20 protein-coding genes are annotated in these 22,249 nt (G+C 37.4%); 15 read left to right on the forward strand and 5 right to left on the reverse strand.

What is annotated here, in order from left to right:
* Positions 1-30 precede the first annotated feature (30 nt).
* The 6 genes from BK585_RS01970 (at position 31) to BK585_RS01995 (ending at position 7,111) form a co-directional block, all read left to right on the forward strand.
* A complete protein-coding gene (locus BK585_RS01970; RefSeq protein ID WP_245805766.1) occupies positions 31-462 on the forward strand; it encodes a PepSY domain-containing protein in 432 nt (143 codons plus the stop codon).
* Between the two features lie 288 nt (positions 463-750).
* The gene (locus tag BK585_RS01975; RefSeq protein ID WP_078551463.1) at positions 751-2,214 is read left to right on the forward strand and encodes an alanine/glycine:cation symporter family protein; all 1,464 of its coding nucleotides are present in this window, start codon (positions 751-753) and stop codon (positions 2,212-2,214) included.
* A gap of 297 nt (positions 2,215-2,511) precedes the next feature.
* Positions 2,512-4,242, forward strand: a complete 1,731-nt coding sequence (locus BK585_RS01980) for an ABC transporter ATP-binding protein (protein ID WP_078551464.1) — start codon at positions 2,512-2,514, stop codon at positions 4,240-4,242.
* On the forward strand, positions 4,235-6,058 hold the full coding sequence (locus BK585_RS01985) for an ABC transporter ATP-binding protein (protein WP_078551465.1): 1,824 nt from the start codon (positions 4,235-4,237) through the stop codon (positions 6,056-6,058). Before BK585_RS01980 ends, BK585_RS01985 begins: the two co-directional genes overlap by 8 nt.
* 289 nt (positions 6,059-6,347) lie before the next feature.
* A complete protein-coding gene (locus BK585_RS01990) occupies positions 6,348-6,716 on the forward strand; it encodes a hypothetical protein (protein WP_078551466.1) in 369 nt (122 codons plus the stop codon).
* The gene (locus BK585_RS01995; RefSeq protein WP_078551467.1) at positions 6,713-7,111 is read left to right on the forward strand and encodes a hypothetical protein; all 399 of its coding nucleotides are present in this window, start codon (positions 6,713-6,715) and stop codon (positions 7,109-7,111) included. The genes BK585_RS01990 and BK585_RS01995 overlap by 4 nt, the downstream gene beginning before the upstream one ends.
* Positions 7,112-7,486: 375 nt before the next feature.
* Here BK585_RS01995 and BK585_RS02005 read toward each other — a convergent pair whose 3' ends face one another.
* Positions 7,487-8,653 carry a chromate transporter gene (locus tag BK585_RS02005; protein ID WP_078556568.1) on the reverse strand — a complete coding sequence of 389 codons (1,167 nt, stop codon included), beginning with the start codon at positions 8,651-8,653 and terminating at the stop codon, positions 7,487-7,489.
* Between the two features lie 229 nt (positions 8,654-8,882).
* Between BK585_RS02005 and BK585_RS02010 the strand changes: the two genes are divergently transcribed.
* Together BK585_RS02010 and BK585_RS02015 are read left to right on the forward strand one after the other, a co-directional pair.
* The gene (locus tag BK585_RS02010; RefSeq protein WP_078551469.1) at positions 8,883-9,188 is read left to right on the forward strand and encodes a putative quinol monooxygenase; all 306 of its coding nucleotides are present in this window, start codon (positions 8,883-8,885) and stop codon (positions 9,186-9,188) included.
* A 16-nt stretch (positions 9,189-9,204) separates the two neighbouring features.
* Positions 9,205-9,612, forward strand: coding sequence for a GNAT family N-acetyltransferase (locus tag BK585_RS02015; RefSeq protein WP_078551470.1), 408 nt, complete (start codon positions 9,205-9,207; stop codon positions 9,610-9,612).
* Between the two features lie 87 nt (positions 9,613-9,699).
* Here the strand turns inward: BK585_RS02015 and BK585_RS24570 are convergent, their stop codons facing one another.
* A complete protein-coding gene (locus BK585_RS24570) occupies positions 9,700-9,828 on the reverse strand; it encodes a hypothetical protein (RefSeq protein ID WP_281248860.1) in 129 nt (42 codons plus the stop codon).
* Positions 9,829-10,009: 181 nt separating this feature from the next.
* Between BK585_RS24570 and nirB the strand changes: the two genes are divergently transcribed.
* From nirB to BK585_RS02030, 3 genes are all read left to right on the forward strand, one after another.
* Positions 10,010-12,361 carry a nitrite reductase large subunit NirB gene (gene nirB / locus BK585_RS02020; RefSeq protein WP_419095497.1) on the forward strand — a complete coding sequence of 784 codons (2,352 nt, stop codon included), beginning with the start codon at positions 10,010-10,012 and terminating at the stop codon, positions 12,359-12,361.
* Between the two features lie 47 nt (positions 12,362-12,408).
* The gene (gene nasC / locus BK585_RS02025) at positions 12,409-14,547 is read left to right on the forward strand and encodes an assimilatory nitrate reductase catalytic subunit NasC (RefSeq protein ID WP_078551471.1); all 2,139 of its coding nucleotides are present in this window, start codon (positions 12,409-12,411) and stop codon (positions 14,545-14,547) included.
* Positions 14,548-15,039: 492 nt separating this feature from the next.
* Complete coding sequence (locus BK585_RS02030) at positions 15,040-16,368, forward strand: polysaccharide biosynthesis protein (RefSeq protein ID WP_078551472.1); 1,329 nt, start codon at positions 15,040-15,042, stop codon at positions 16,366-16,368.
* A 336-nt stretch (positions 16,369-16,704) separates the two neighbouring features.
* Here BK585_RS02030 and BK585_RS02035 read toward each other — a convergent pair whose 3' ends face one another.
* Positions 16,705-17,085: a YkvA family protein gene (locus BK585_RS02035; RefSeq protein WP_078551473.1), complete on the reverse strand. Its 381-nt coding sequence runs from the start codon at positions 17,083-17,085 to the stop codon at positions 16,705-16,707.
* A gap of 161 nt (positions 17,086-17,246) precedes the next feature.
* Between BK585_RS02035 and BK585_RS02040 the strand changes: the two genes are divergently transcribed.
* Positions 17,247-18,230, forward strand: a complete 984-nt coding sequence (locus BK585_RS02040; protein ID WP_078551474.1) for an aldo/keto reductase — start codon at positions 17,247-17,249, stop codon at positions 18,228-18,230.
* Between the two features lie 115 nt (positions 18,231-18,345).
* On the opposite strand, the gene BK585_RS02045 is transcribed toward BK585_RS02040, so the two are convergent.
* Positions 18,346-18,477, reverse strand: a complete 132-nt coding sequence (locus tag BK585_RS02045; protein ID WP_078551475.1) for a DUF2639 domain-containing protein — start codon at positions 18,475-18,477, stop codon at positions 18,346-18,348.
* 322 nt (positions 18,478-18,799) lie between these two features.
* Between BK585_RS02045 and BK585_RS02050 the strand changes: the two genes are divergently transcribed.
* The 3 genes from BK585_RS02050 (at position 18,800) to BK585_RS02060 (ending at position 21,838) form a co-directional block, all read left to right on the forward strand.
* On the forward strand, positions 18,800-19,612 hold the full coding sequence (locus tag BK585_RS02050; protein ID WP_078551476.1) for a metallophosphoesterase: 813 nt from the start codon (positions 18,800-18,802) through the stop codon (positions 19,610-19,612).
* 87 nt (positions 19,613-19,699) lie between these two features.
* Positions 19,700-21,241, forward strand: a complete 1,542-nt coding sequence (locus BK585_RS02055) for a GGDEF domain-containing protein (RefSeq protein ID WP_078551477.1) — start codon at positions 19,700-19,702, stop codon at positions 21,239-21,241.
* A 117-nt stretch (positions 21,242-21,358) separates the two neighbouring features.
* Positions 21,359-21,838 carry a glutathione peroxidase gene (locus tag BK585_RS02060; protein WP_078551478.1) on the forward strand — a complete coding sequence of 160 codons (480 nt, stop codon included), beginning with the start codon at positions 21,359-21,361 and terminating at the stop codon, positions 21,836-21,838.
* A 128-nt stretch (positions 21,839-21,966) separates the two neighbouring features.
* Here the strand turns inward: BK585_RS02060 and BK585_RS02065 are convergent, their stop codons facing one another.
* Positions 21,967-22,155, reverse strand: a complete 189-nt coding sequence (locus BK585_RS02065) for an alpha/beta-type small acid-soluble spore protein (protein WP_078551479.1) — start codon at positions 22,153-22,155, stop codon at positions 21,967-21,969.
* Between the last annotated feature and the right edge of the window lie 94 nt (positions 22,156-22,249).

The raw sequence follows: 22,249 nt of genomic DNA on the forward strand, positions 1-22,249 counted from the left end.
ATGAAATCACATAAAGGAGATGAGTTAAAAGTGAGTGTAAAAACAATCGTGTTAACAGGAGTGTTAGTATTAGGTGGTATCGGTATGGGAGTTAGTGCATTACAGAAAGATGAAGTTCAGATAAACGAACAAATGACAGAAAGCATAAATGAGAAAGAAGTAGTTGCTGCCGTGATTCCTGAAAAATTGGACCAAATTGCTGAGCTAGATGAAGATTGGTATGAGGATGACGATGATACGGATAGTAACTCAAATTCTTATGGGAATATTAAAATTACTATGGAAGAAGCTGTTACGATAGCTTTAACAAAAGTAGAGGGGAAAGTAAAAGAAGTAGAGCTTGATAAAGATGACGGACATTACAAATATGAAATAGAAATAAAAACAAAAGATGGGAGAGAAGCAGAATTTGAAATTTCAGCAGAAACAGGTCAAATTTTAGAATTTGAATGGGATGATTAAGATAAGTAAGTCTATAACTATAGTAGGAAAAGGTAGCTTGTCCAAGCTACCTTTTTTTGTAAAAATATGTAGATTTATATTTAGTTATGTAAGCGCTTTAAAAATGGGTAAAAATCACTACGTATATTGGTAAATCAAGCCATACAGGAGCGGAATTAGAGAAAATGTGTAAGATTATTGAACAAAATGGGTCAATATACAAAATTGCATATTGTATTGCAAAATAATATAACATATAATTCTACTGAATATAGAATTGTTACTAAATTATGAAAAAGGGGGATTTACATGTTAGATTTCGCAAATATGCTCAATGGGATATTGTGGCATGACTTTGTTATTTACGCTTGTCTTGGTGTTGGACTTTTATTTTCAATTTTAACTAGGTTTGTGCAAGTTCGTCATTTTAAAGACATGATTAAGTTGTTATTCACTGGTAAGAAATCTGATGCAGGTGTATCTTCTTTTCAAGCGTTATCAGTTGCTTTATCTGGTCGTGTTGGTACTGGTAACATTGCCGGAGTTGCAACAGCGATTGCCCTTGGGGGACCAGGTGCTGTTCTTTGGATGTGGATTATTGCCTTTATCGGTTCAGCAAGTGCATTTGTTGAGTCAGCACTAGGGCAAGTGTATAAAGAAAAACAAGATGGTCAATATCGCGGGGGACCTGCATATTACATCGAAAAAGGAATTGGTTGGAAGTGGTTTGCAGCAATCTTTGCTGTAGCTACAGTATTGGCACTAAGCTTATTAATGCCAGGTATCCAATCTAACGCGATTGCTTCTTCAATGGACAATGCGTTTAGCATTCCAACATGGGTTACTGGATTAGCTATTATTATAATTGTCGGTGTTATTATCTTTGGTGGTATTAAACGTATTGCAAACGTAGCGCAAGTTGTTGTACCATTCATGGCGATTGCCTACATTATCTTTGCATTCATTATCATCTTAGTTAATATCACTGAAATACCAGCTATTATTGCTTTAATTTTCTCTAGTGCATTTGGTACACATGCTGCACTTGGTGGTATTATTGGTATGGCGATTAAATGGGGAGTTATGCGTGGAGTATTCTCTAATGAAGCCGGTCAAGGAACAGGACCTCACGCAGCAGCAGCTGCTGAAGTATCTCACCCAGCGAAACAAGGTTTGGTTCAGTCATTCTCTGTATACATTGATACTCTAGTTGTTTGTTCAGCTACAGCATTTATGATTTTATTAACAGGAATGTATCATGTTGTTGACCCTAAGGGGGATGGAACAACATTTATCGGTAACTTTACAGCAGAACTTGAAAGAGGACCTGCTTTTACTCAAGGTGCGATTGATACAGTGTTCCCTGGATTCGGTTCTGGATTTGTAGCGATAGCATTATTCTTCTTTGCTTTCACTACAATTATGGCGTACTACTACATGGCTGAAACAAACGTTGCTTATTTACTAAGAAAAGGTAACGTGAACAAGATTGCTATGTTCTTGTTAAAAGTAGTATTGTTAGCGGCTGTATTCTTTGGTGCAATCCGTGAGGCTGACCTTGCGTGGGCACTTGGTGAAGTTGGATTAGGACTCATGGTTTGGTTAAACTTAATTGCGATTCTAATTTTAGCTAAACCTGCACTTCGTGTATTAAAAGATTACGAGCAGCAAATGAAGCAAGGTGTTGATCCTGTATTCGACCCTAAGAAGTGTGACATTGAAAATGCGGACTTCTGGGAAAATGAGTACAAGAAAGACGATCAGTCTGCATAATAATAAGTAGATAAAAGTGATTGAAGAGGATATCATCCTTTTCAATCACTTTTTTGTTGGAGAAAAGGAGTATAAAAATTTTGGGGAGTATCCCCTGAAGAGCACTGGCTTCGCTCGCTACGAGTCAAACAATAGAACCCCACTTTTGTTTGACTCTAAAAGATGGTAGCGGCTTCGCGCAGTGCTTTAATCATAAAGGCTTTGCCTTTTTGATTATGTAGTTGTAAGCATAAAAATATAACTATTTAGAAGAATCAGGTAAAATGTACATACAACTATCTTGAAAGGAAGGGCTTCATGCGAACTGTATTCTCTTTTTTAAAACCATATCGATTTGCGGCTTATGTGGCCCTTTTTTTAATGTTATTAGAGCTCGTCGTTGAATTATGGCAACCGCTACTTATGGCTAAAATTATAGACGATGGAATATTAGCCGACGATATGTCTGTTGTCATTAGGTGGGGCTTGATTTTAATTGGAATTTCAATACTTGCCTTTGCCTCAGGAATCATTAATTCTTTTTTTGCGGCTCATGTGAGTCAAGGATTTGGGTTTGATGCAAGAAATAAATTGTTTGAGAAGATTCAGGCCTTCTCGTTTGCCAACTTTAATCAAATCCCTACATCTTCTTTACTGACAAGAGTTACAAATGATGTAACTCAAGTACAAACCACTGTATTTATGTGTTTACGGATTATGCTAAGAGCACCTTTACTCGTATTAGGTGGCTTAGTTATGGCTCTTTTTGTAAATGTAAAATTAGCGTTAATCTTAGCGGTAACGGTCCCGCTTTTACTTCTATTCTTATACTGGGCGCTTACAAAAGGACGTATCCTTTTCCAAGCAGTGCAAGAACGTTTAGATGGAGTCAACCGTGTGATGCAAGAAAATTTGGCAGGCATGAGATTGGTCAAAGCTTATCTCCGCCGTACCCATGAACAAAAGCGCTTTAATGTAGCAAACGAACAGTTAATGGATAAAACAGTATCTGCTTTGCGACTGCTTGAAGTGACGATGCCTATTTTATTACTTGTAATGAATGTAAGTATCCTCGTCATTTTATGGTTTGGTAACTTTGAATTAAACACAACAAATGGTGTTCAAGTAGGAGAAGTTGTCGCCGTCGTGAATTACGCCACTCGAATTACAGGGGCAATGACGATGTTTTCGTGGATTATCATGATTTTTTCAAGAGCAAGAGCTTCAGCGACACGTTTAGAAGAAGTGATGCAAGTAAACATAGACCTATTGGAACAGAAAGATGCTAAGGAAACTCCGCCATTATCAGGGAATGTGAAATTTGAAAACGTTTCCTTCCGTTATCCTCATACAGATACGAAGGTTCTTACTCATTTATCGATTTCTATAAAGGCAGGAGAGACCGTTGCGTTGATGGGGGCGACGGGCTCTGGAAAAACATCAGTAATGCAGCTTATTCCCCGTCTCTATGATGTTGATGAAGGAAGAGTCTTGGTAGATGGTATAGATGTGGAAACAATGAAACTTGACACGCTACGAAAACAAATTGGTTATGTTCCTCAAGAAGCGATTTTATTTACAGGAACAGTAAAAGAAAACATTGCTTGGGGTAAAGAAGAGGCGACAACAGAGGAAATAATTGAAGCCGCTAAGAAAGCTCAAATTCATGAAACAATAAAGAAATTACCCTTCCAATATGAAACAAAGATTGGCCAAAAAGGCGTAAACTTATCAGGAGGGCAAAAACAACGGATTTCGATTGCAAGAGCCTTTGTCCGAGAACCAAAAATATTGCTTTTAGATGATAGTACGAGTGCACTAGACTTGAAAACAGAAGCGAAACTTCTAGCTTCACTTAAAGAATATCAATGTACGACACTTTTGATTACTCAAAAAATTACGACTGCGATGGAAGCGGATAAAGTCATTCTGTTAGAAGACGGAAAAGTGTTAGCTGAAGGTCATCATAATCAGTTACTCACTTCATCTTCCTTGTATCAAAAAATCGTTCAGTCGCAATCAGGAGAGGAGTTTAGAAACGATGCTTAAACAACTACGAGAACCTTTCCAATATAAAAAGATAAAACTATCAGATGACCAAGAACATACGAAAAAACAAGTGAAACCAACCAATTGGTTTACTACGATAAAACGGATTTGGGGATATCTAGCGGTTAAAAAGGGGTTACTTACAACAGTCTTCCTTATGGTAATCATTAGTTCTGTTCTAGGGCTACTTGGACCTTTTCTAATCGGGATGGCGATTGACCAATACATTGTTACGCAAGAACAGCAGGGAATTCTCATTCTTTTATTGGTTCTACTTTTAGCATTTGTCTTCCATTCAGTTTCATTAATACTTCAAAACTATTGGATGGTCGGAATTGCACAGAAAACGGTTTTTTCATTACGGGTCGATTTATTCCAAACGCTTCATCATTTACCGATTCCTTTCTTTGATAAAAAACAGCATGGAGAGCTAATGAGTCGAATCACAAATGATATCGAAAATGTCAGTTCCACTCTTAACAGCTCAGTCATTCAAGTTTTCTCAAGTGTATTAACGCTTGTGGGGATGCTTGGGGTGATGCTTTGGTTAAGTCCTTTGCTGACGTTAATTACAATTAGTGTCATTCCTGTCATGTTTTTTGGGTTAAAGTGGATCACAAAAAGAACCGGGAAGTTATTTAAAGAACAGCAAAAAAATGTGGGAGAGCTTAATGGGTTAGTAGAGGAAACCTTATCAGGGCAAAAGATTGTCAAAATGTATTCTCAAGAATCAAAGGTCATTTCCGAGTTTATTGATAAAAACAAAGCCTTAAAACAAACAGCTTTTTGGGCACAAACCTTTTCAGGGTTTATCCCAAAACTAATGAACCTCTTAAATAATGTAAACTTTGCTCTAATTGCTGGTGTGGGAGGAGTGTTAGCATTTAACGGGATGATTTCAATTGGTGTTATCGTCATTTTTGCGGAATACTCCCGACAATTCACACGACCTCTTAATGATTTAGCCAACCAATTTAATACGCTTTTATCCGCTGTTGCAGGGGCAGAAAGAGTTTTTACGATTATGGATGAAGAAAAAGAAGAAGCCGATGAGAATGGAGCCTCTTCCATCAAAAATATGAAAGGAGATGTGGAATTTAAGGACGTTTCCTTTTCTTATGATGGCGATGATAACACGTTACAGTCTGTTTCTTTTAAAGTGTATCCAGGTGAAACTGTCGCTCTAGTCGGTCCAACAGGGGCAGGGAAAACAACGATCCTTAACTTACTGTCACGATTTTATGACCCACAAGAGGGTGTTATCTTAATCGATGGGCAAGACAGCCAAAAGATAAAACGAACGAGTGTCAGAGAACACATGGGGTTTGTGCTACAAGATTCTTTTTTATTCCAAGCATCCATTATGGAAAATATCCGATATGGAAGACTTGAAGCCACGGATGAAGAAGTCATTGAAGCAGCCAAACAAGCGAACGCTCACGACTTTATCTCTAAATTACCAGAACAGTATGAAACGATTTTGACTCACGAAGGCAGCGGAATAAGCCAAGGGCAAAAACAACTCCTATCTATCGCTCGAGCCATACTATCGAACCCGTCTTTACTTATCCTTGACGAAGCAACAAGCAGCATCGACACAATTACAGAAGTAAAAATACAAGAAGCACTAAAACGTTTGATGAAAGGAAGAACAAGTTTTGTCATTGCGCATCGGTTAAATACGATTCAACATGCCGATCAAATCTTGGTCATTGATGACGGAAAGCTGATAGAAAAAGGAAGCCACCAATCGTTGCTTGAACAAAAAGGTTTTTATCATGGACTGTATCAATCAAAGATTGCCGTTCAATCGTAAGTGAAATCACTTTTTCAAGCGATGAGAGCAATCCTAGTATAAATATGGAAATGATGTTCATAAACTTAGAGGTGGGACAAAAGGAAAATACAACCTTTTGTCTCACCTTTTTATGATGTCCAGTAATTTGTAAGTCTTTAAGAATACTATTGTTATGTTTTCGGGGGTGTACTTGTTCAAGGAGGAGAAGTGGAATTTTTATAGAATTTATAGTATTCGGCAGGAAATGAGTATTTCAAAAGAAACTTTTGATTCTTTTCTTCGTTACATAATAAAGGGGGGATTGTAATTGAAGAAATTTCTACTTATATTGTCCATCTTTTTAGTTGGATGTAGCAACCAACCAGGAACAACGTACCATATTAGCTCCCCTTCTGATGAAGAATCGTGGCCTTATCCATTTGTAATCTACGATGGACAAACGTATAAACTGACAGGTGAAAAAGTGGAGGAAGATTTCAAGGGAGAAAAGCTTGGTGAAGTTAAAAGAAACATCGTGAACATGGATGTGGATGAAAATTTAGTGGAAATGAATTTTGATTCCACTGGATTGAATACTGAAACACCCTTATATGCCAACATTAAGGAAAAGGACTCGATTTTATATGAAGAGAACGGAGAGTATTATCTAGCGAAAAAAGTGGAGGGATTTGAATGAAGAAAATCAAATGGATCATTTTAAGTATTCCTATAGCTATTCTTTTCATTTTTGCATCGACGTTTCTACCTCAAAAAGTCGTTAGTATAAATCCAACGACTGTTTCTAAAATAACTGTCTTTGATGGTAACACCGGCAATGATATAGAAATTACTGAGCAAAATGATATTAATCATATTATTACTAATTTAAATGATGTCACTTTCCAAAAGGGCAAACCATCATTTATGTATACGGGATACAGCTTTAAAACTACTATTTATGACACTAAAGGAAGATCGGTCAAAGAATTGACGATTAATTCTAATGATACGATAAGTTACAATGGTTTTTTTCACAATGTAACAGACCAGATAATTGATTATGAGTTTATAGAAGAATTAGTTCGTAGATAATTAAGAGAACAATTAAGTGGATATGTGGAAAATGTAGGGAGGTATGGTATATTAAGGGAGCTATCAATATAATTGGAGTTATTTGGTTGGCTTTGATTCTATTTCAGTTGATTACGAGTAATTACTCCTTGCAGCCTTTTGTTCTTATATCATTTTGTGCAATGCTCTTAGTTATGGGGGTTTCTGAATATAAAAAAGACTCCGAAGCATTTTTACCTTATTGGTTTTTTATTTTTTCGGGTATTTCATTGCTATTAGCTATTTTAATGATTTTTAATATTATATAAGTAACGAGACTGGGCAAAATGGTTTGTCTCAGTCTCTTCTTATTTCAATGCTCTAAAAAAGCTGTCATTTTTCGACGACTATTCACATTTAAAGAAATGACAATAAAAACCCACCCAATGCCCCTGTCAGAACAATCACCCATGGGGGGAGCTTCCAGAATACTAACATCGCAAACAATACAGCTGCAAATGCAAAGTCGATTGCTGATATAATCGAACTTGTCCAAATTGGATGATATAAGGCCGCAATTAAAATCCCAACGACAGCAGCGTTCACACCCATTAACGCGCCTTTAATGTTCGGGTTTCGGCGAAGTGAGTTCCAAAATGGCAAAGTCCCTAAGATAAGCAAAAAGGCAGGTAGGAAAATCGCAATAGTCGCTAAAAGCCCACCTTTCCAACCATTAATGACTGCCCCGATATAAGCGGCGAATGTAAATAATGGACCAGGTACAGCTTGAGCAGCACCGTATCCTGCAAGAAACTGTTCTTGAGTTAGCCATCCAGTTGGGACAAACTCTCTTTCAAGCAAAGGTAAGACAACATGTCCTCCACCAAACACAAGAGAACCTGCTCGATAAAAACTATCAAACATCGCAACCCAAGTTACATTTGTCGCTTCTCTTAGGATAGGTAGTACAAATAATAATCCGAAAAATAAAGTCAAACAAACAACAGCAAAACAATGTGAAATTGGAAAGCGAACATTTTCGCCTGAGCCTTCAAGTGTATGATGTCGATAAAGAAGATATCCTACAAATCCTGCTAAAATGATCACGCCAACTTGAGTAAACGCAGTTTGCCATAACAACGTTACGACGACCGCAGCTAAGGCAATTGTTTTTCGCTGAACATCAGGAGTTAAATTTTTCGCCATACCTAAAATCGCATGGGCGACAACGACAACGGCAACAATTTTTAACCCGTGAATCCATCCAGCATCCGTAAACCCGAATGTATGTAAAAGCAAGGCGAAGACGATTAAGGCAACAACGGAAGGAAGAGTAAACCCGATAAAGGAAACAATCCCACCTAAAATACCTGCTCGCATGACTCCTATTCCTATTCCAACTTGGCTACTCGCCGGACCAGGTAGAAACTGGCATAACGCTACTAAATCCGCATAACTTTTTTCATCCATCCATTTTCTTCGTCGTATGTATTCTTCATGAAAATAGCCTAAATGAGCAATAGGTCCTCCAAATGACGTGAACCCTAGTCTTGTAGAAACAAGTAAGATTTCTACTAATGACATCAGCAAATTATGATTCTTCTTATCTGTCACAGTTCCACCCCTCTATTCTTTTTTTGTAGAGAAAACTCTCCAACTGTAAAGTCAATAAAATAAAAGTAACAAATAAGAGAAAAAGTAGCAATAAAACACATAAAAAGTATACAAAACATTTACATAAGAAACAGGAAATAATTAGAAAAAGTAGAACTGTAAATAAAACTTTCTATTTTATCTTGAAGGAGTGGTGACGATGAGTACGTTTGGTTTATTCGGTAAGTTGGTAGCGGTAGAGGGACAACGAGACATGTTAGCTAACCTATTGTTGGAAGCAGCATCGAAATTAAAGGAAGTAGAACATTGTGAATCGTATATAGTCAGTTTATCTGAAGAGGACCCAAATGCTGTTTTTGTGTTTGAAGCATGGAAGGATGAACAAGCTCACAAAGCCTCTTTATCACTTGAGGCAATCCAACAATTAATCGAAAGAGCCAAACCAATCATTGCTGGAATGGAAAGAATACAAACACTTAGCCCCCTTGGTGGGAAAGGGATATAGTATCTTGAGGTGAGAAATGAAAGTAAGTGCTAACGACATCGTAATCAGTAAGGAAAAGTCTTTGTTACAGTTAGATGTAGTTTATGGATTTCTAAAAAGAAGTTATTGGGCCAATGAGAGGGAGCAAGAAACGATAAATAAGTCATTAGAGCATTCCATCTGTTATGGTGTATACCACAAAGATAACCAAATTGGCTTTGCGAGAGTTATTACGGATGGGGCAACAATGTATTGGTTATGTGATGTGTTTATAGATGAAACGTATCGTGGAAACGGAATTGGTAAGCACCTTATAAATACGATAATCAATTCACCTGAACTAAAAATGCTAAAAGGATTCCTAGGGACAAATGATGCGCAAGGACTCTATGAACCATTTGGTTTTAGAACAGATTCCGAAAGGTTAATGAAACGGATTCCGTAACTAAAAGTTATATTCGACAGCAACTTCTCAAAAAACATAAGGGAGTGTATTAAAAGGGAAAAAACCTTTGATACACTCCTTTCCTGTTTACACTTTTTTCTTCTCCTGTAGCTTATCTGATTTTTTGTTTTTCCGAAACATATGGATATATGTTAATGTAACAAGCCCAGTTGCTAAAAGTGAACATGTATACTGAAGGATTTTAATCGTCTCCATGATTTCGCCCCTTATTTTTTCTACTATTGTCTCCTAATGGTGACTTTTTCTATTCTTACTTTAGTTCGAAGGAACATTGTCAATCGATCTTTCAGAAATTTGTTTGTTAAAAGATATAACAATGATTCTTTTTTATTTATACAACTATGAAATAATTGAATGATATCTGGGGTACGAAAAAATGATATATCGGGGTGACAATATGGGGAGAGAGAAATTAATCGTAATTGGGAACGGTATGGCAGGGGTTCGTTTTGTAGAAGAAGTCTTAACAACAGATGCCAACGCATTTGATATTACCATTTTTGGAAGTGAGCCTCACGTCAACTATAATCGAATCCTCCTATCAACTGTATTACAAGGGAATACAAAGGTTGAAGATATTATTTTAAACTCAGTAGAGTGGTATCAAAAAAATAGCATTACATTATATTCGAGTGAAACTGTGATTCATATAGATACAGTTAAAAAGCAAATTAAGACTGATAAAAAAAGAAGCCTACCTTATGACAAATTAGTCATTGCAACGGGTTCAACACCATTTATGCTGCCTATTCCAGGTTCTAACAAAGAAGGCGTAATCGCATTTCGGACAATTGAAGATTGCCAAAAGATGATTGACACCTCCAAATCATATAAAAAAGCTGTAGTCATTGGTGGAGGCCTTCTTGGGTTAGAGGCTGCTCGGGGGTTGCTCAATTTAAAGATGGAGGTAGATGTTGTTCACATTGAAAGCTACCTGATGGATAGGCAGTTAGACCAAACGGCGTCAAAAATGCTGCAAGCAGAGCTAGAAAAGCAGGGCATGAACTTTCTTTTGCAAAAAATGACCGCTGAAATAGTTGGGGATGGACGAGTAGAAGGGCTTCGGTTTAAGGATGGAACGGAAACATCGGCAGATTTAGTTGTCATGGCTGTTGGGGTAAGACCTAATGTTCAATTAGCAAAAGAGAGTGGCATTGAAACGAATCGAGCGATTGTCGTTAATGACTTTTTAGAAACAAGTATAGAGGACGTCTATGCGGTGGGTGAGTGCGTGGAACATCGAGAAACCGTTTATGGACTCGTCAAACCGTTATATGAGCAAGGAAAAGTATTGGCTAGCCATATTTGTAAAAAGAAAACAGAAGGCTATCAAGGTTCGGTCCTCTCTACACAACTTAAGATTTCAGGGGTTAATGTGTTTTCAGCTGGTCAAATTGTTGAAGATGAAACGACAAAATCGGTAAAGGTGTTTGACGAAATAGAACAAGTATATAAAAAAGTCGTCTGTCGAAATGACGTCATTGTCGGATCAGTGATGTTCGGGGACACGAGTGATGGACCACGAATGCTTGATATGATTATCAAACAAAAAGATATTTCTGACCTTGAAAATGTTCAACTATTACAGACAGCATCATTGACAGAGGCACCCGTACAAACGATGGCATCAACCGATATCATTTGTCAATGTAACGGGGTTTCAAAAAGGAGGATCATTGATGCCGTACAAAACGAAGGTTGTTCTTCTGTGGATGAAATCAAAAAGTGCACGAGAGCTTCTGGGTCATGCGGAAGTTGTAAACCTTTAGTTGCAAATCTACTAGACTATATTCAAAGTGATACTTTTGATGAAGTCGTTGAAGAAATCCCTCTTTGTTCTTGTGTAAATGTAACAGAGGAAACATTAATCGAAGAAATCCTAACGAAGAATGTGACGTCAAGACAGGAAGTGATGAGAGCTCTTGGAAGAGAACATGAACAAGGTTGTCCTATTTGTATCCCTGCGATTGACTATTATCTAGCTAAGATACACCCAACACCAGAAAAAGTGAATGAAAGGATTCATGCGAAGAAAAACCACGATGGTACGTTTTCAATTGAACCACAAATGTATGCGGGTCAGTCATCCGCCCAACAGCTTCGTGTGATTTCTGAAGTCGTAGAAAAGTATTCAATTCCACAAGTAATGATTACATCTTCGCAACGAATTAGCCTCTCTGGCATAAAAGCAGAGCAGCTTGAAGAGGTTTATCAAGACTTAAATATGGCATTATACCGTCTTGACGATCATTTTGTCTATTCCATTCAAACTTGCGCGGGGCAACGTTGTACATGTGATAAATCGGAATCGATTTTACTTGCGATGAAGCTAGAGCAAAGTGTAGAGCAGTTAAAGACACCACAAGAAGTGAAAATAGGAGTCTCAGCTTGTCTTCATAATGGTGCACATTCCACAACGAAGGATATCGGTTTGATTAGAATGGACCGAGGTTGGGAGATTTATGCTGGTGGAAGCAGTCGACGTGAACCACGTGCTGGGGAGTTGCTTTGTATTGCAGAAACGGTTACGGAGGCAATTGAGATTACACGAGCCTTATTCCAATATTATCGAGAAACGGCCAAATATTTAGAATATATAAGTGAGTGGCTAGACCGTGTAGGTGTGATTCATGTAAGAGAAGTGCTATTTGATTTTGACTTACGTGAGCAGTTGGTCCAACAAATGGAAGAAGACCAGGCAAATACCAAGAGCGTGTTTACACTGTAAGCAATTAATCAAAGCGACTTTGTCGCTTTTCTTAAAGGGTGAATGTTATGACAGAATTATTACTGAAATATTTTAGGGAGAAGCAGCAACGAGTCTCATCTGAAAAGACATACGATACGCAGTGTCCGTATTGTAGCATGCAATGTAAAATTCAATTGATTGAACAATCTATCGTATCCAGAAAAAAATATACGGCAGTCGGAATTGATAACCCTACAACGCAAGGACGGTTTTGTATAAAAGGAATGAATGCACATCAACATGCGTTGCATCGTGACCGCATTACCCACCCCATGTTGAAGAAGAATGGGAATTTTGAACGAATTACATGGAATGAAGCCCTAGAAGTCATACGTGAAAACTTTGAAAAGATCCAAGAACAATATGGTCACGATGCCATTTCAGTGTATGGGGGTGGGTCCTTAACAAATGAAGAAGCTTATTTATTAGGGAAGTTTGCACGGGTGGCTCTTAAGACTAAATATATTGATTACAATGGACGCTTTTGTATGGCTGCCGCTGCAACAGCTGCTAACCAAGTCTTTGGCATAGATAGAGGGTTAACGAATTCGTTATCAGAAATTACGCAAGCTCGGTGTATCATCTTAGCCGGAACGAACATTGCTGAATGTCAACCGACGATTATGCCTTATTTTGAACAGGCAAAAGAAAATGGAGCTTATATTATTGTCATTGACCCAAGGGATACAGCAACATGTGAACTCGCTGACTTGCATTTAAAAATAAAGCCAGGGAAAGATGCTGTACTTACGAACGGTCTTTTAAAAGTTATCTTTGATAAGGAATTAGTTGACAGAGAGTTTGTCTCAGAGCGAACAACTGGTTTTGAAGAGTTAGAGTCTTTAATGGAAACGATTGATTTAGAAGAGATTAGTAGTTTATCTGGAATCCCCTTGCAGCAAATTGAAAAAGCGGCTTCTAAATTTGCTGAATCACAAACAGGAATGATTTTTACCGCAAGAGGACTAGAGCAACAAACGGATGGATATATGGCTGTTCGAAATCTATTAAACGTGTTACTAGTCACAGGGAAAATTGGAAAACCAGGTAGTGGTTATGGTGCGATAACAGGACAAGGGAATGGTCAGGGTGGAAGAGAGCATGGGCAAAAAGCAGACCAACTTCCTGGGTATCGATTAATCGAGAATCCAGAACATCGAGATTATATTTCTGAGGTGTGGGGCATTGACGAAGCTGACCTCCCAAGAAAAGGAGTTTCAGCGTACGAGATGATGGAAAAAATCAATGACGGAGAAATTCAGGCGATGTTTTTAATGGGTTCTAATCCTATCGTCTCGAACCCTAATGCAAGCCTAGTCAAGAAAGCATTAGAGAAATTACCTTTTTTAGTTGCTGTCGATATGTTTATCTCAGAAACTGCGGAGCTAGCAGATCTAGTGTTACCTACCTCATCCTATATGGAAGATGAAGGGACGATGACCAATCTAGAGGGAAGGGTGATTCTTCGTCCAGGTTCGAAAAGCTGTCCTGGCGAAGTAAAGCATGATTGGGAGATTCTTTGTGAAGTGGCGAACGTATTAGGGAAAGGAGAGTATTTTTCTTTTACCTCAGCTGAAGCTATTTTTGAAGAGCTTCGTGTGGCTAGTAAAGGTGGGGCTGCCGATTACTATGGCATTACGTATGAGAGAATAAAGGAACATGAAGGACTCTTGTGGCCTTGTCCATCTCTTACTCATAAAGGGACACATCGGTTGTTTGAAAAAGAGTTCCACCATCCTGATAAAAAAGCAAGATTCATAGCTGTACCAAATGAACCTGAGCTGAAAAAAGAAGTGGTTTCTGAACAGTTTCCTCTATATTTAACAACAGGAAGAGTCATGGCCCATTATTTAACGGGTGTGCAAACGAGAAAGAGTTCTGCGTTAGCAGCAAGAAACATAGAAGCGTATATTGAAATCCATCCAGCCACCGCAGAGAAATACCGAATTTCTGCTCATTCACTCGTTGAAGTCGAATCTCCAAGAGGAAAAATAACAGTCCGAAGTAAATTGTCAGATGCGATAAGGCAAGACACTGTATTTGTGCCATTCCACTGGTCAGATGACCAAAACGTAAATAACTTAATCAGTGAACAGCTTGATCCTACTTGCAGAATACCAGGATTTAAAATCTGCCCAGTAACCGTAAGGCCAAAAGATGAATAAGCATACTAGAAGGAGTCCCAAAAGGTCATAACATGATCTTTTGAGATTTTTTTTTTAAAAAGATAAGAATAAAAAAATTAGGTGCTCATAGATGTCTTTTAAGCTAGATCAGGTTGGGCGATGGCTTCGCACATCGCAATTAGTTAAAGACGGCTTTGCCGTTTTTCTTATAGAATGCTGCTATCGGACACACGATTCCTTATTTACTCGAAAACTATGATTTTTCGAAGCTATCGGACTCAGGAGACCTTATTTCTTAGTTTTTCAGTTGAATTGGTTTACATAACACAAAATAAAGCACTGTGGGTCCGTTACAGTTGAAAAAAAGCGATTATTTGAAATAGAGGATCCTATGTCCGTTACAAAAGAAGGTTACGTTCACACCCCACTACTCATCTAAAAAAATATGAAAATGTATTTTCAGGAATATATTATGAAGACTTGTCTCATAGACATATAGAAAGAAGGATGCAAAAGGATAGGAGAGACAAGATGAATATATTTCTAAAGGGAGCCATCCTATTAATCATAGCAACATTTTTAGGTGAGTGTTTAGAGTTTTTAGTCAATATGGTACTAGCTAGGGAGTTAGGAGAAGAAGGTTTAGGAATTTATATGTCTATTTTCCCGACGATTATTTTACTTGTCGTCATCGCTAGTTTAGAGCTTCCTATCTCCGTTTCTAAGTATGTCGCTGAAAAGGAACAGGTATACCACCGTAGTTTGCTCAAGCATACGATTCGGTTTGCTTTTTTATTTACAATTGTTCTTATGGCCCTTGCGCTTATCATTGTCCCAATGATTCCTGTGTTCAATAATTTTCACCCGTGGTTACGTTGGGTTGTTATTTTACTCATACCAATTGTATCCTTTTCTTCAGTAGCCAAAGGGTACTTCATGGGGATTCAACATATGGGCAAAATCGCATTTACGAGCTTTCTACGGAAGGCGATTCAGCTCATATTGCTTGTTGCTGTATTTCAGTTCTTTAGTTTTGATTTAGAGACAGCGATTTTTATTTCGTTATGTACACTAATTGGCAGTGAGTTAGTTGTCCTTGTCTATTTAATGGCAACTTATACACTTCAAATTAGAACGATTAAATCGCACTCAACAAAAGAAATTAGCGGGAAAACGGTGAGAGAAAAATTATTAGAAGTGTCGATCCCGACCACTGGCGTTCGGATATTCCATGCTGTGACGTTTGCCATTAAGCCATTTTTAATTAAAGCGGCGTTGCTACAAGCAGGACTAACAGAGGCAATGGCGATGGGGCAATACGGAAAGCTTGCAGGTGTTGCTTTTACGATAGGATTCTTCCCTGCATTTATCGCACACTCCTTATTAATTGTTCTGATTCCTACTGTATCTGAAGCCTATGCCAAACAAGATATTGAAAAACTTCGTAGCTTATTACGAAAGGTTATGGCGTTTACGTTTGCATATGGAGCAATAGCGGTAACGATTTTTTATGTATATGCTGAACCGTTAACCAATTTATTTTTAGAGTCTCCAAGGGCAATAGCTTACTTGAAAATGCTCATTCCATATTTCTTGTTCCATTACTTTGTGATACCTATGCAAGCGTATTTAATCGGGTTAGGGTTAGTGAAGGACGCATTCCTTCACTCGGTTTGGGCAACGTTTGTGTCCTTTACCCTGATGTTTGTCTTAGGTTCTATGGAAATGTTCCAGATGGAAGGAATTATAATCGGAATGAATGTAGCAGCGGTCTTATTGACGATGATGCACTATTTAACGATTTGTCATAAAATAGGGACGAATATTTTCCTCAGACCTCTTGCGCGAATAAGAAACTGATTAAAACATATTCACTGATCAGAACCAATATAGGGAGTAAGAGAGGGTGGTACAAAACGAAACGTTTTGTACCACCCTCTGATCGATTGTAATATGGTTAAGGATTGGAATGTTACTCTTCAGATGAGGCAATTTCCTTTTTGGCTTGCTCAAGCATTTCATTAATTTGTTTAATGTATTCTTGTAAACTCATCATGAATTCCTCCCAATAATAATTATTTTAGATGTTAAAATTATTATTGCCAAACTTTTAAACTAGTAAACTCATAATGAATAAAATAAGAAAAAGGTCCTATCATAATATCGGTAAGGAGTGTACTCCCTTAATTAACGCATCTAGCTTAATAACTGATTAGCCTTAAGAATAACCCACAACATAAAGATGAGCCATAACAAAATAATGAGTGTACCGACTATCCAATTTTTTGGCTTACCTTTTGTCATCATTTCTTTTGCTTTACCTTCACATTCTGCTAATACTTCTTTAGGTATCATCTTTAAAGCAAACATAATACCTAAAGGAACGAGAATAATATCATCTACATAACCAAGTATCGGTATGAAATCTGGTATTAAGTCGATTGGACTAAATGCATAGGCTACTACACAAGCCGTAAATAATTTAACATACCAGGGAACTCTTTCATCTTTATAAGCTAAGTAAAGTACAAAAATTTGTTGTTTAATTTTTTTCGCCCATTTTTTTATTTTTTCCATGAAAGTATCTCCCTATATACAAAATCAACGGCATATCTTGATATCTACTATACCATGGTTTTTTGTAACTAAATCCCTTTCTTTTAACAAAGCGCTATATTTTGTTTTTCGGATTTAATCTATTATAATCGACTTAGTTCATGCTGAAAGGGTGAGAATTAATGAAATATCGTCAGTTAGGAAATACCGAATTGAAAGTAAGTGAACTAAGCTTTGGAACGTGGGCTATCGGTGGTGCCTGGGGCAATACCGATGATGATGAGTCAATTCGCGGATTACATCGCGCGATGGATGCTGGGGTTAACTTCTTTGATACAGCAGATGTTTATGGTGATGGCCATAGTGAGGAGTTAATTCGAAAAGCGACGAAGGGAAAAGAAGACGAAATTTATGTTGCCACTAAATTCTGTCGCGCTGGAGATATTCATGACCCTGCTACATACTCAGAACAATCTGTTCGTAACTATTGTGAAGCTAGCTTACGTCGGTTAGGCCGTGAGAGATTAGACCTTTTTCAAGTTCACTGTGCTCCATTTGACATCCTTAAGCAAGGAAGTGTGTTTGAAGTGTTAGACAAGCTTCAAAATGAAGGGAAAATCCGTCATTACGGAGTAAGTGTGGAAACGGTAGAAGAAGGCCTTTTCTGCTTAACAAACCCAAATGTAAAAGCATTGCAAGTCATTTTTAATATTTTTAGACAAAAGCCACTAGAGGAGCTTTTTCCAAAAGCAAAAGAACAGGGTGTCGGCATTTTAGCACGTGTGCCTTTAGCTAGTGGGTTACTAACAGGTAAATTTACAAGAGCAACCCATTTTGAATCCGATGACCATCGTAATTTTAATCGAGATGGTCAGGCCTTTAATGTAGGAGAAACGTTTGCGGGGCTTGAGTTTAATAAAGGGGTAGAACTAAGTGAAAAGCTTCATTGGATTGCTGAAGGTCGAGGAAACATGACTCGTGCAGCCCTTCGATGGATTTTAGACCAGGAGTCAGTAACTTGCGCGATTCCAGGCTTCAAAACAGTAAAGCAAGTTGATGATAATCTAGAGGCAACAAACGTACCTGAATTTTCTGAAGCAGAACTGCAGAAGTTACATAACTTTTATCAAGAAGAAGTAGCTTCATTAATACGCGGACCTTACTAATAGATACTGAGGCCAAGGGATAAAAGGTAAACCTTTTGTCCTGGCCTCTTTTGGTTTTTGGTGCCAAGTTCTTATATATATTGCTTTTACTATCTACAAAGCGAAGCACTGAATCCTATTTTTCCTTTTCGTGGTATACATTAGCCAGGACATAAGCTTTGAATCGTTCGACTTTTTTGCCGTCAATATACCGAATTCCTCTTTCCTTTAGTTTAGCTACATACCATCCTTTACTTCCTACATGCATCAACTCTCATCCTTTCTTAATTGAAGTTTCAGAGACTCGAACTTACTATAAAAAGTATCGTGAACCATTGTATCATTTGGACAAATTAGGAAGAAAGGGGGCCACTGAAAAAGTACAAACCAACAATGCCTTTGATTATGGTGGCAATGGCGCCACTCGTTGCCCGTCTGCTACGAGAAACCCACTCGTAGCAAACTTAAAAAAAAGCAACGGTTACGCACATTGCTTCGAGAGTACTGTAAAAGTTAAAAATCGAACTTTTTCAGTGCCCTCAAGAAAGTGTTTTTATGAAATGAATAATCTATAAAAAGAGGTGCTTCGGATGAAGCTTGGATATATATCAGATTTACATATCGACATCAATCGGTTGCGAGGAAAAGTTGATATTATTGAGTCGTTAATTGACGTATGTACGGAGTTGAGACTTGATGCCCTTTGTATTGGGGGAGATGTAACGAATCATTACGAGCTAACCCTTGAAACGTTATATTTCCTCGAAGACAACCTTCAATTTCCGGTTTATTTTATTCCAGGGAATCATGACTTATGGAATGAGTCCACGCCTGAAATAGACACGTGGCAGATTTATCAACAGTTACAAAAGTACCGCCATAACCTAGCCAATGGACCACAGGCTTTAACAGATGATTGGGTCTTAATTGGGGATGTAGGTTGGTACGACTTCAGTTTTCGCTCGGACAAGTACAGCGAGGAAAAGCTCCGTGAAATGAAGTTCAAAGGAAGAACATGGCGTGACAAGGAGTTAACAAGCTGGACAGAAGACCCAGCTTCAATCCACCGTTATTTTCTAGAAAAAATAGAAAGGCAACTAATTGAAAACCAATCCAAAAATATCGTTTTATGTACGCATGTAGTCCCCAACAGACATTTTATTGTACCAACTCCCCATCGGGTCTGGGATTATTATAATGCTTTCCTTGGAAGTGAGGAGTATGGGGTGTTAGCGCAAAAATATAAAGTAGCCTATATGTTATGTGGGCATGTTCACTTTAGGAAAAAGGTAATCCAAGACGGAACAACATTCCTTTGTAGTTGTCTAGGGTATCTAAATCAGTGGAGAGAAAAAGAAACAAAGCGGGAAATTAGACACGCAATAACCAAAATAATTTTGTAGGAATAGGAGGAATTGTATATCTATTTGTCGAAATTTTAAGTCTAGGACTATTATCACAAAAAATAAACAATAAATTAGGTGGTAGACATGAGGAATTTACTAATCGGAAAAATGAAAACGTTTAATTTAATATTCCTCCTTTTTGTCGCCATTACTTATTTGTTTTTACTAATAGGAACTGAAGAGATAAGACAATATTCTTCTGCCCTTTTTGGGCTAGTGTCTTTTATCATAATGATCGGTCTCATGAGTTATACCATCTATAAAATGCCAAGAGGGAAAGATAAATTAGGTTGGACTTTTCTACTAATCTCGGTAATCTTTTTTAATATTTCAGGATTTTTGTGGAGTTTAAAAGGTACAGATTACACACCAGCCACTTTTTCCCTATGGGATGCTTTGTACTTAATTCCACCTGTACTCTTCCTTTTTGCGGTAACTACTTTTTTATCAAAATCATACATTAAATTGTCCATTCAGAATGGTATTGATTTAGCAATTTCAATTACAGTGATGCTCGTATTGCAATGGACATTTTTAATTTCTCCAGTACTGCAATTAACGGGTTTGCCAGTAATGAATAAATTTTTTGCAATTTTTTATCCTTTAGTATCTTTAAGTTTAAGTTTAGGATTTATCTTTTTTGTGGTTGCGTTACGGAAAACCAATCGTATTCGGATTCATCTCATATATCTTGCGTTAGCATCTATCGTATGGGCTTTAGCAAATCATTTGTTGGTTTTTCAAACGATGACTTTAAGTTATAAGAATGGAAGCTTCTTGGAACCATTGTGGGGAATTTCGATGCTCTTATTAGCTATGTCTTGTTATATGAGTTTTCACTATAATGTATCCTTTGAAATTGAAAAGCAAAATAAAAATATAATCATTTCTCAAACGTTCTTTTCTTACTTTCTTGTTCTCGTTTTATTATTAGGGTTTTTATTTTCTAATGAAAGAATGACGGTACTTGTTTTAGGATTATTCATTACAATTAGTTTAATGATCGTTCACCAGTTTATCTCAATGTTAAACAAAGAGAACCTAGTGATTAGTCTTAAGGAAGCTAATAAAAAATTAATGGAGCAAAAAGTTAAAGCCGAAGCAGCCATGATTCAATTAAAGCTTGTCCATGAAGCAGTTGACTTACAAGCTAAAACTGATTTTTTGACTTCATTGTATAATCGACGCTATATTACACAGGTACTTGAGTCACTCGTTCAACTTAATCAACCATTTTCAATTATAATCTTAGATATTGATCATTTTAAAGATATCAACGATAAGTATGGGCATGATAGTGGCGATGAAGTATTAGTTAAAGTAGCGAAGATTTTATCTGAACATGTCCGAAGTGAAGATACGGTGGGTCGGTTTGGTGGCGAGGAATTTATTATTGTACTCCCAGAGACTAATCGAAAAGATGCAAAGAATACAGCCGAACAGATTTGCTTGGCATTAGCAGCTCAAAAAATTTCAACAACTCGGTTTCAATCGATTAAGCTAACTGCAAGTTTTGGGGTTACGGAACGGAAGAAAAAAGAGAGTTTAAATTCTGTTATCGTACGCGCAGACAGATGCCTATACCAAGCAAAATCAAACGGAAGAAACTGTGTATCTGTAGGATGAGATGGATTTAAACAAACGTTTAATTAACTTTTGTGTATTGAATGCTTGTTTTTTGTATTTACTGCAAAGCTTTCGTATAATTTATGAGAATACATATTTATGGAGAGGGTGAATATCGTGTCAGTTTACCAATTTTCAGCACCATTAGTTAACGGAGAAGAAAAATCGTTACAAGATTATGAAGGGAAAGTCGTACTTATCGTCAACACGGCTACAAAGTGTGGGCTTGCTCCTCAGTTTAATGAGCTAGAACAACTCTACAAAACCTATAAGGACCAAGGGTTAGAAATTCTAGCGTTTCCAAGTAACCAATTTATGAATCAAGAACCAGGTACAGATGAAGAAGTGGCACAAGCTTGTCAGTTGAATTTTGGTGTAACCTTTCCTTTATTTAAAAAGATAGATGTGAATGGTAAGGGGGCACATCCTCTTTATCAATATTTAACTAGTGAAACAAAAGGAATCCTGTCTTCAGCGATAAAATGGAATTTCACGAAATTCTTAATCGATAAAAATGGAAATATTGTCGAGCGGTTTGCTCCACAAACATCACCACTAAAAATAGAAGAAAAAATTAAAGAAGAGTTACAAAAATGAGGAGGAGTGTCAAATGGGGGTAAACCCTTTTGACACTCCCTTTCTCTGTGTGGGCCAGAGATATTTTTTGTATTTATTGAAGAAGGTCATTCAGATTTTCTGAGAAGTAAACGATGCTCATCGTTCAACTATGATAGTTGTTGTTGAGCCATTTGCACAAGGCGTTTTGTGATTTCACCGCCTACAGAACCGTTTGAGCGAGATGTTGCGTCTGCACCAAGTTGAACACCAAATTCTTGAGCGATTTCAACCTTCATTTGGTCTAATGCTTGTTGTACTCCAGGTACTAATAAGTTGTTGTTATTGTTGCTTGCCATCTTATCTCACCTCTTTTCGATTTGTTGACGTTAGTATATATAAATTGCTTTTTTATTATACAACTTGTCCACTGTTAAATTCATCCTGTAGTTC

It is taken from the genome of Bacillus alkalicellulosilyticus, from assembly GCF_002019795.1.
GTDB lineage: Bacteria > Bacillota > Bacilli > Bacillales > Bacillaceae_F > Bacillus_AO > Bacillus_AO alkalicellulosilyticum.

What these genes read in the sequence shown, in the direction of transcription:
- BK585_RS02015 (WP_078551470.1), top strand. Translation starts at nt 9,205, where the DNA reads ATGAAAGTAAGTGCTAACGACATCGTAATCAGTAAGGAAAAGTCTTTG.
- BK585_RS01975 (WP_078551463.1), top strand. Translation starts at nt 751, where the DNA reads ATGTTAGATTTCGCAAATATGCTCAATGGGATATTGTGGCATGACTTT.
- BK585_RS24570 (WP_281248860.1), bottom strand. Translation starts at nt 9,828, where the DNA reads ATGGAGACGATTAAAATCCTTCAGTATACATGTTCACTTTTAGCAACT.
- BK585_RS02045 (WP_078551475.1), bottom strand. Translation starts at nt 18,477, where the DNA reads ATGCATGTAGGAAGTAAAGGATGGTATGTAGCTAAACTAAAGGAAAGA.
- BK585_RS02055 (WP_078551477.1), top strand. Translation starts at nt 19,700, where the DNA reads ATGAGGAATTTACTAATCGGAAAAATGAAAACGTTTAATTTAATATTC.
- BK585_RS02065 (WP_078551479.1), bottom strand. Translation starts at nt 22,155, where the DNA reads ATGGCAAGCAACAATAACAACAACTTATTAGTACCTGGAGTACAACAA.
- BK585_RS02050 (WP_078551476.1), top strand. Translation starts at nt 18,800, where the DNA reads ATGAAGCTTGGATATATATCAGATTTACATATCGACATCAATCGGTTG.
- BK585_RS02010 (WP_078551469.1), top strand. Translation starts at nt 8,883, where the DNA reads ATGAGTACGTTTGGTTTATTCGGTAAGTTGGTAGCGGTAGAGGGACAA.
- nasC (WP_078551471.1), top strand. Translation starts at nt 12,409, where the DNA reads ATGACAGAATTATTACTGAAATATTTTAGGGAGAAGCAGCAACGAGTC.
- nirB (WP_419095497.1), top strand. Translation starts at nt 10,010, where the DNA reads ATGATATATCGGGGTGACAATATGGGGAGAGAGAAATTAATCGTAATT.
- BK585_RS01985 (WP_078551465.1), top strand. Translation starts at nt 4,235, where the DNA reads ATGCTTAAACAACTACGAGAACCTTTCCAATATAAAAAGATAAAACTA.
- BK585_RS02035 (WP_078551473.1), bottom strand. Translation starts at nt 17,085, where the DNA reads ATGGAAAAAATAAAAAAATGGGCGAAAAAAATTAAACAACAAATTTTT.
- BK585_RS02005 (WP_078556568.1), bottom strand. Translation starts at nt 8,653, where the DNA reads ATGTCATTAGTAGAAATCTTACTTGTTTCTACAAGACTAGGGTTCACG.
- BK585_RS01980 (WP_078551464.1), top strand. Translation starts at nt 2,512, where the DNA reads ATGCGAACTGTATTCTCTTTTTTAAAACCATATCGATTTGCGGCTTAT.
- BK585_RS02030 (WP_078551472.1), top strand. Translation starts at nt 15,040, where the DNA reads ATGAATATATTTCTAAAGGGAGCCATCCTATTAATCATAGCAACATTT.
- BK585_RS02040 (WP_078551474.1), top strand. Translation starts at nt 17,247, where the DNA reads ATGAAATATCGTCAGTTAGGAAATACCGAATTGAAAGTAAGTGAACTA.
- BK585_RS01995 (WP_078551467.1), top strand. Translation starts at nt 6,713, where the DNA reads ATGAAGAAAATCAAATGGATCATTTTAAGTATTCCTATAGCTATTCTT.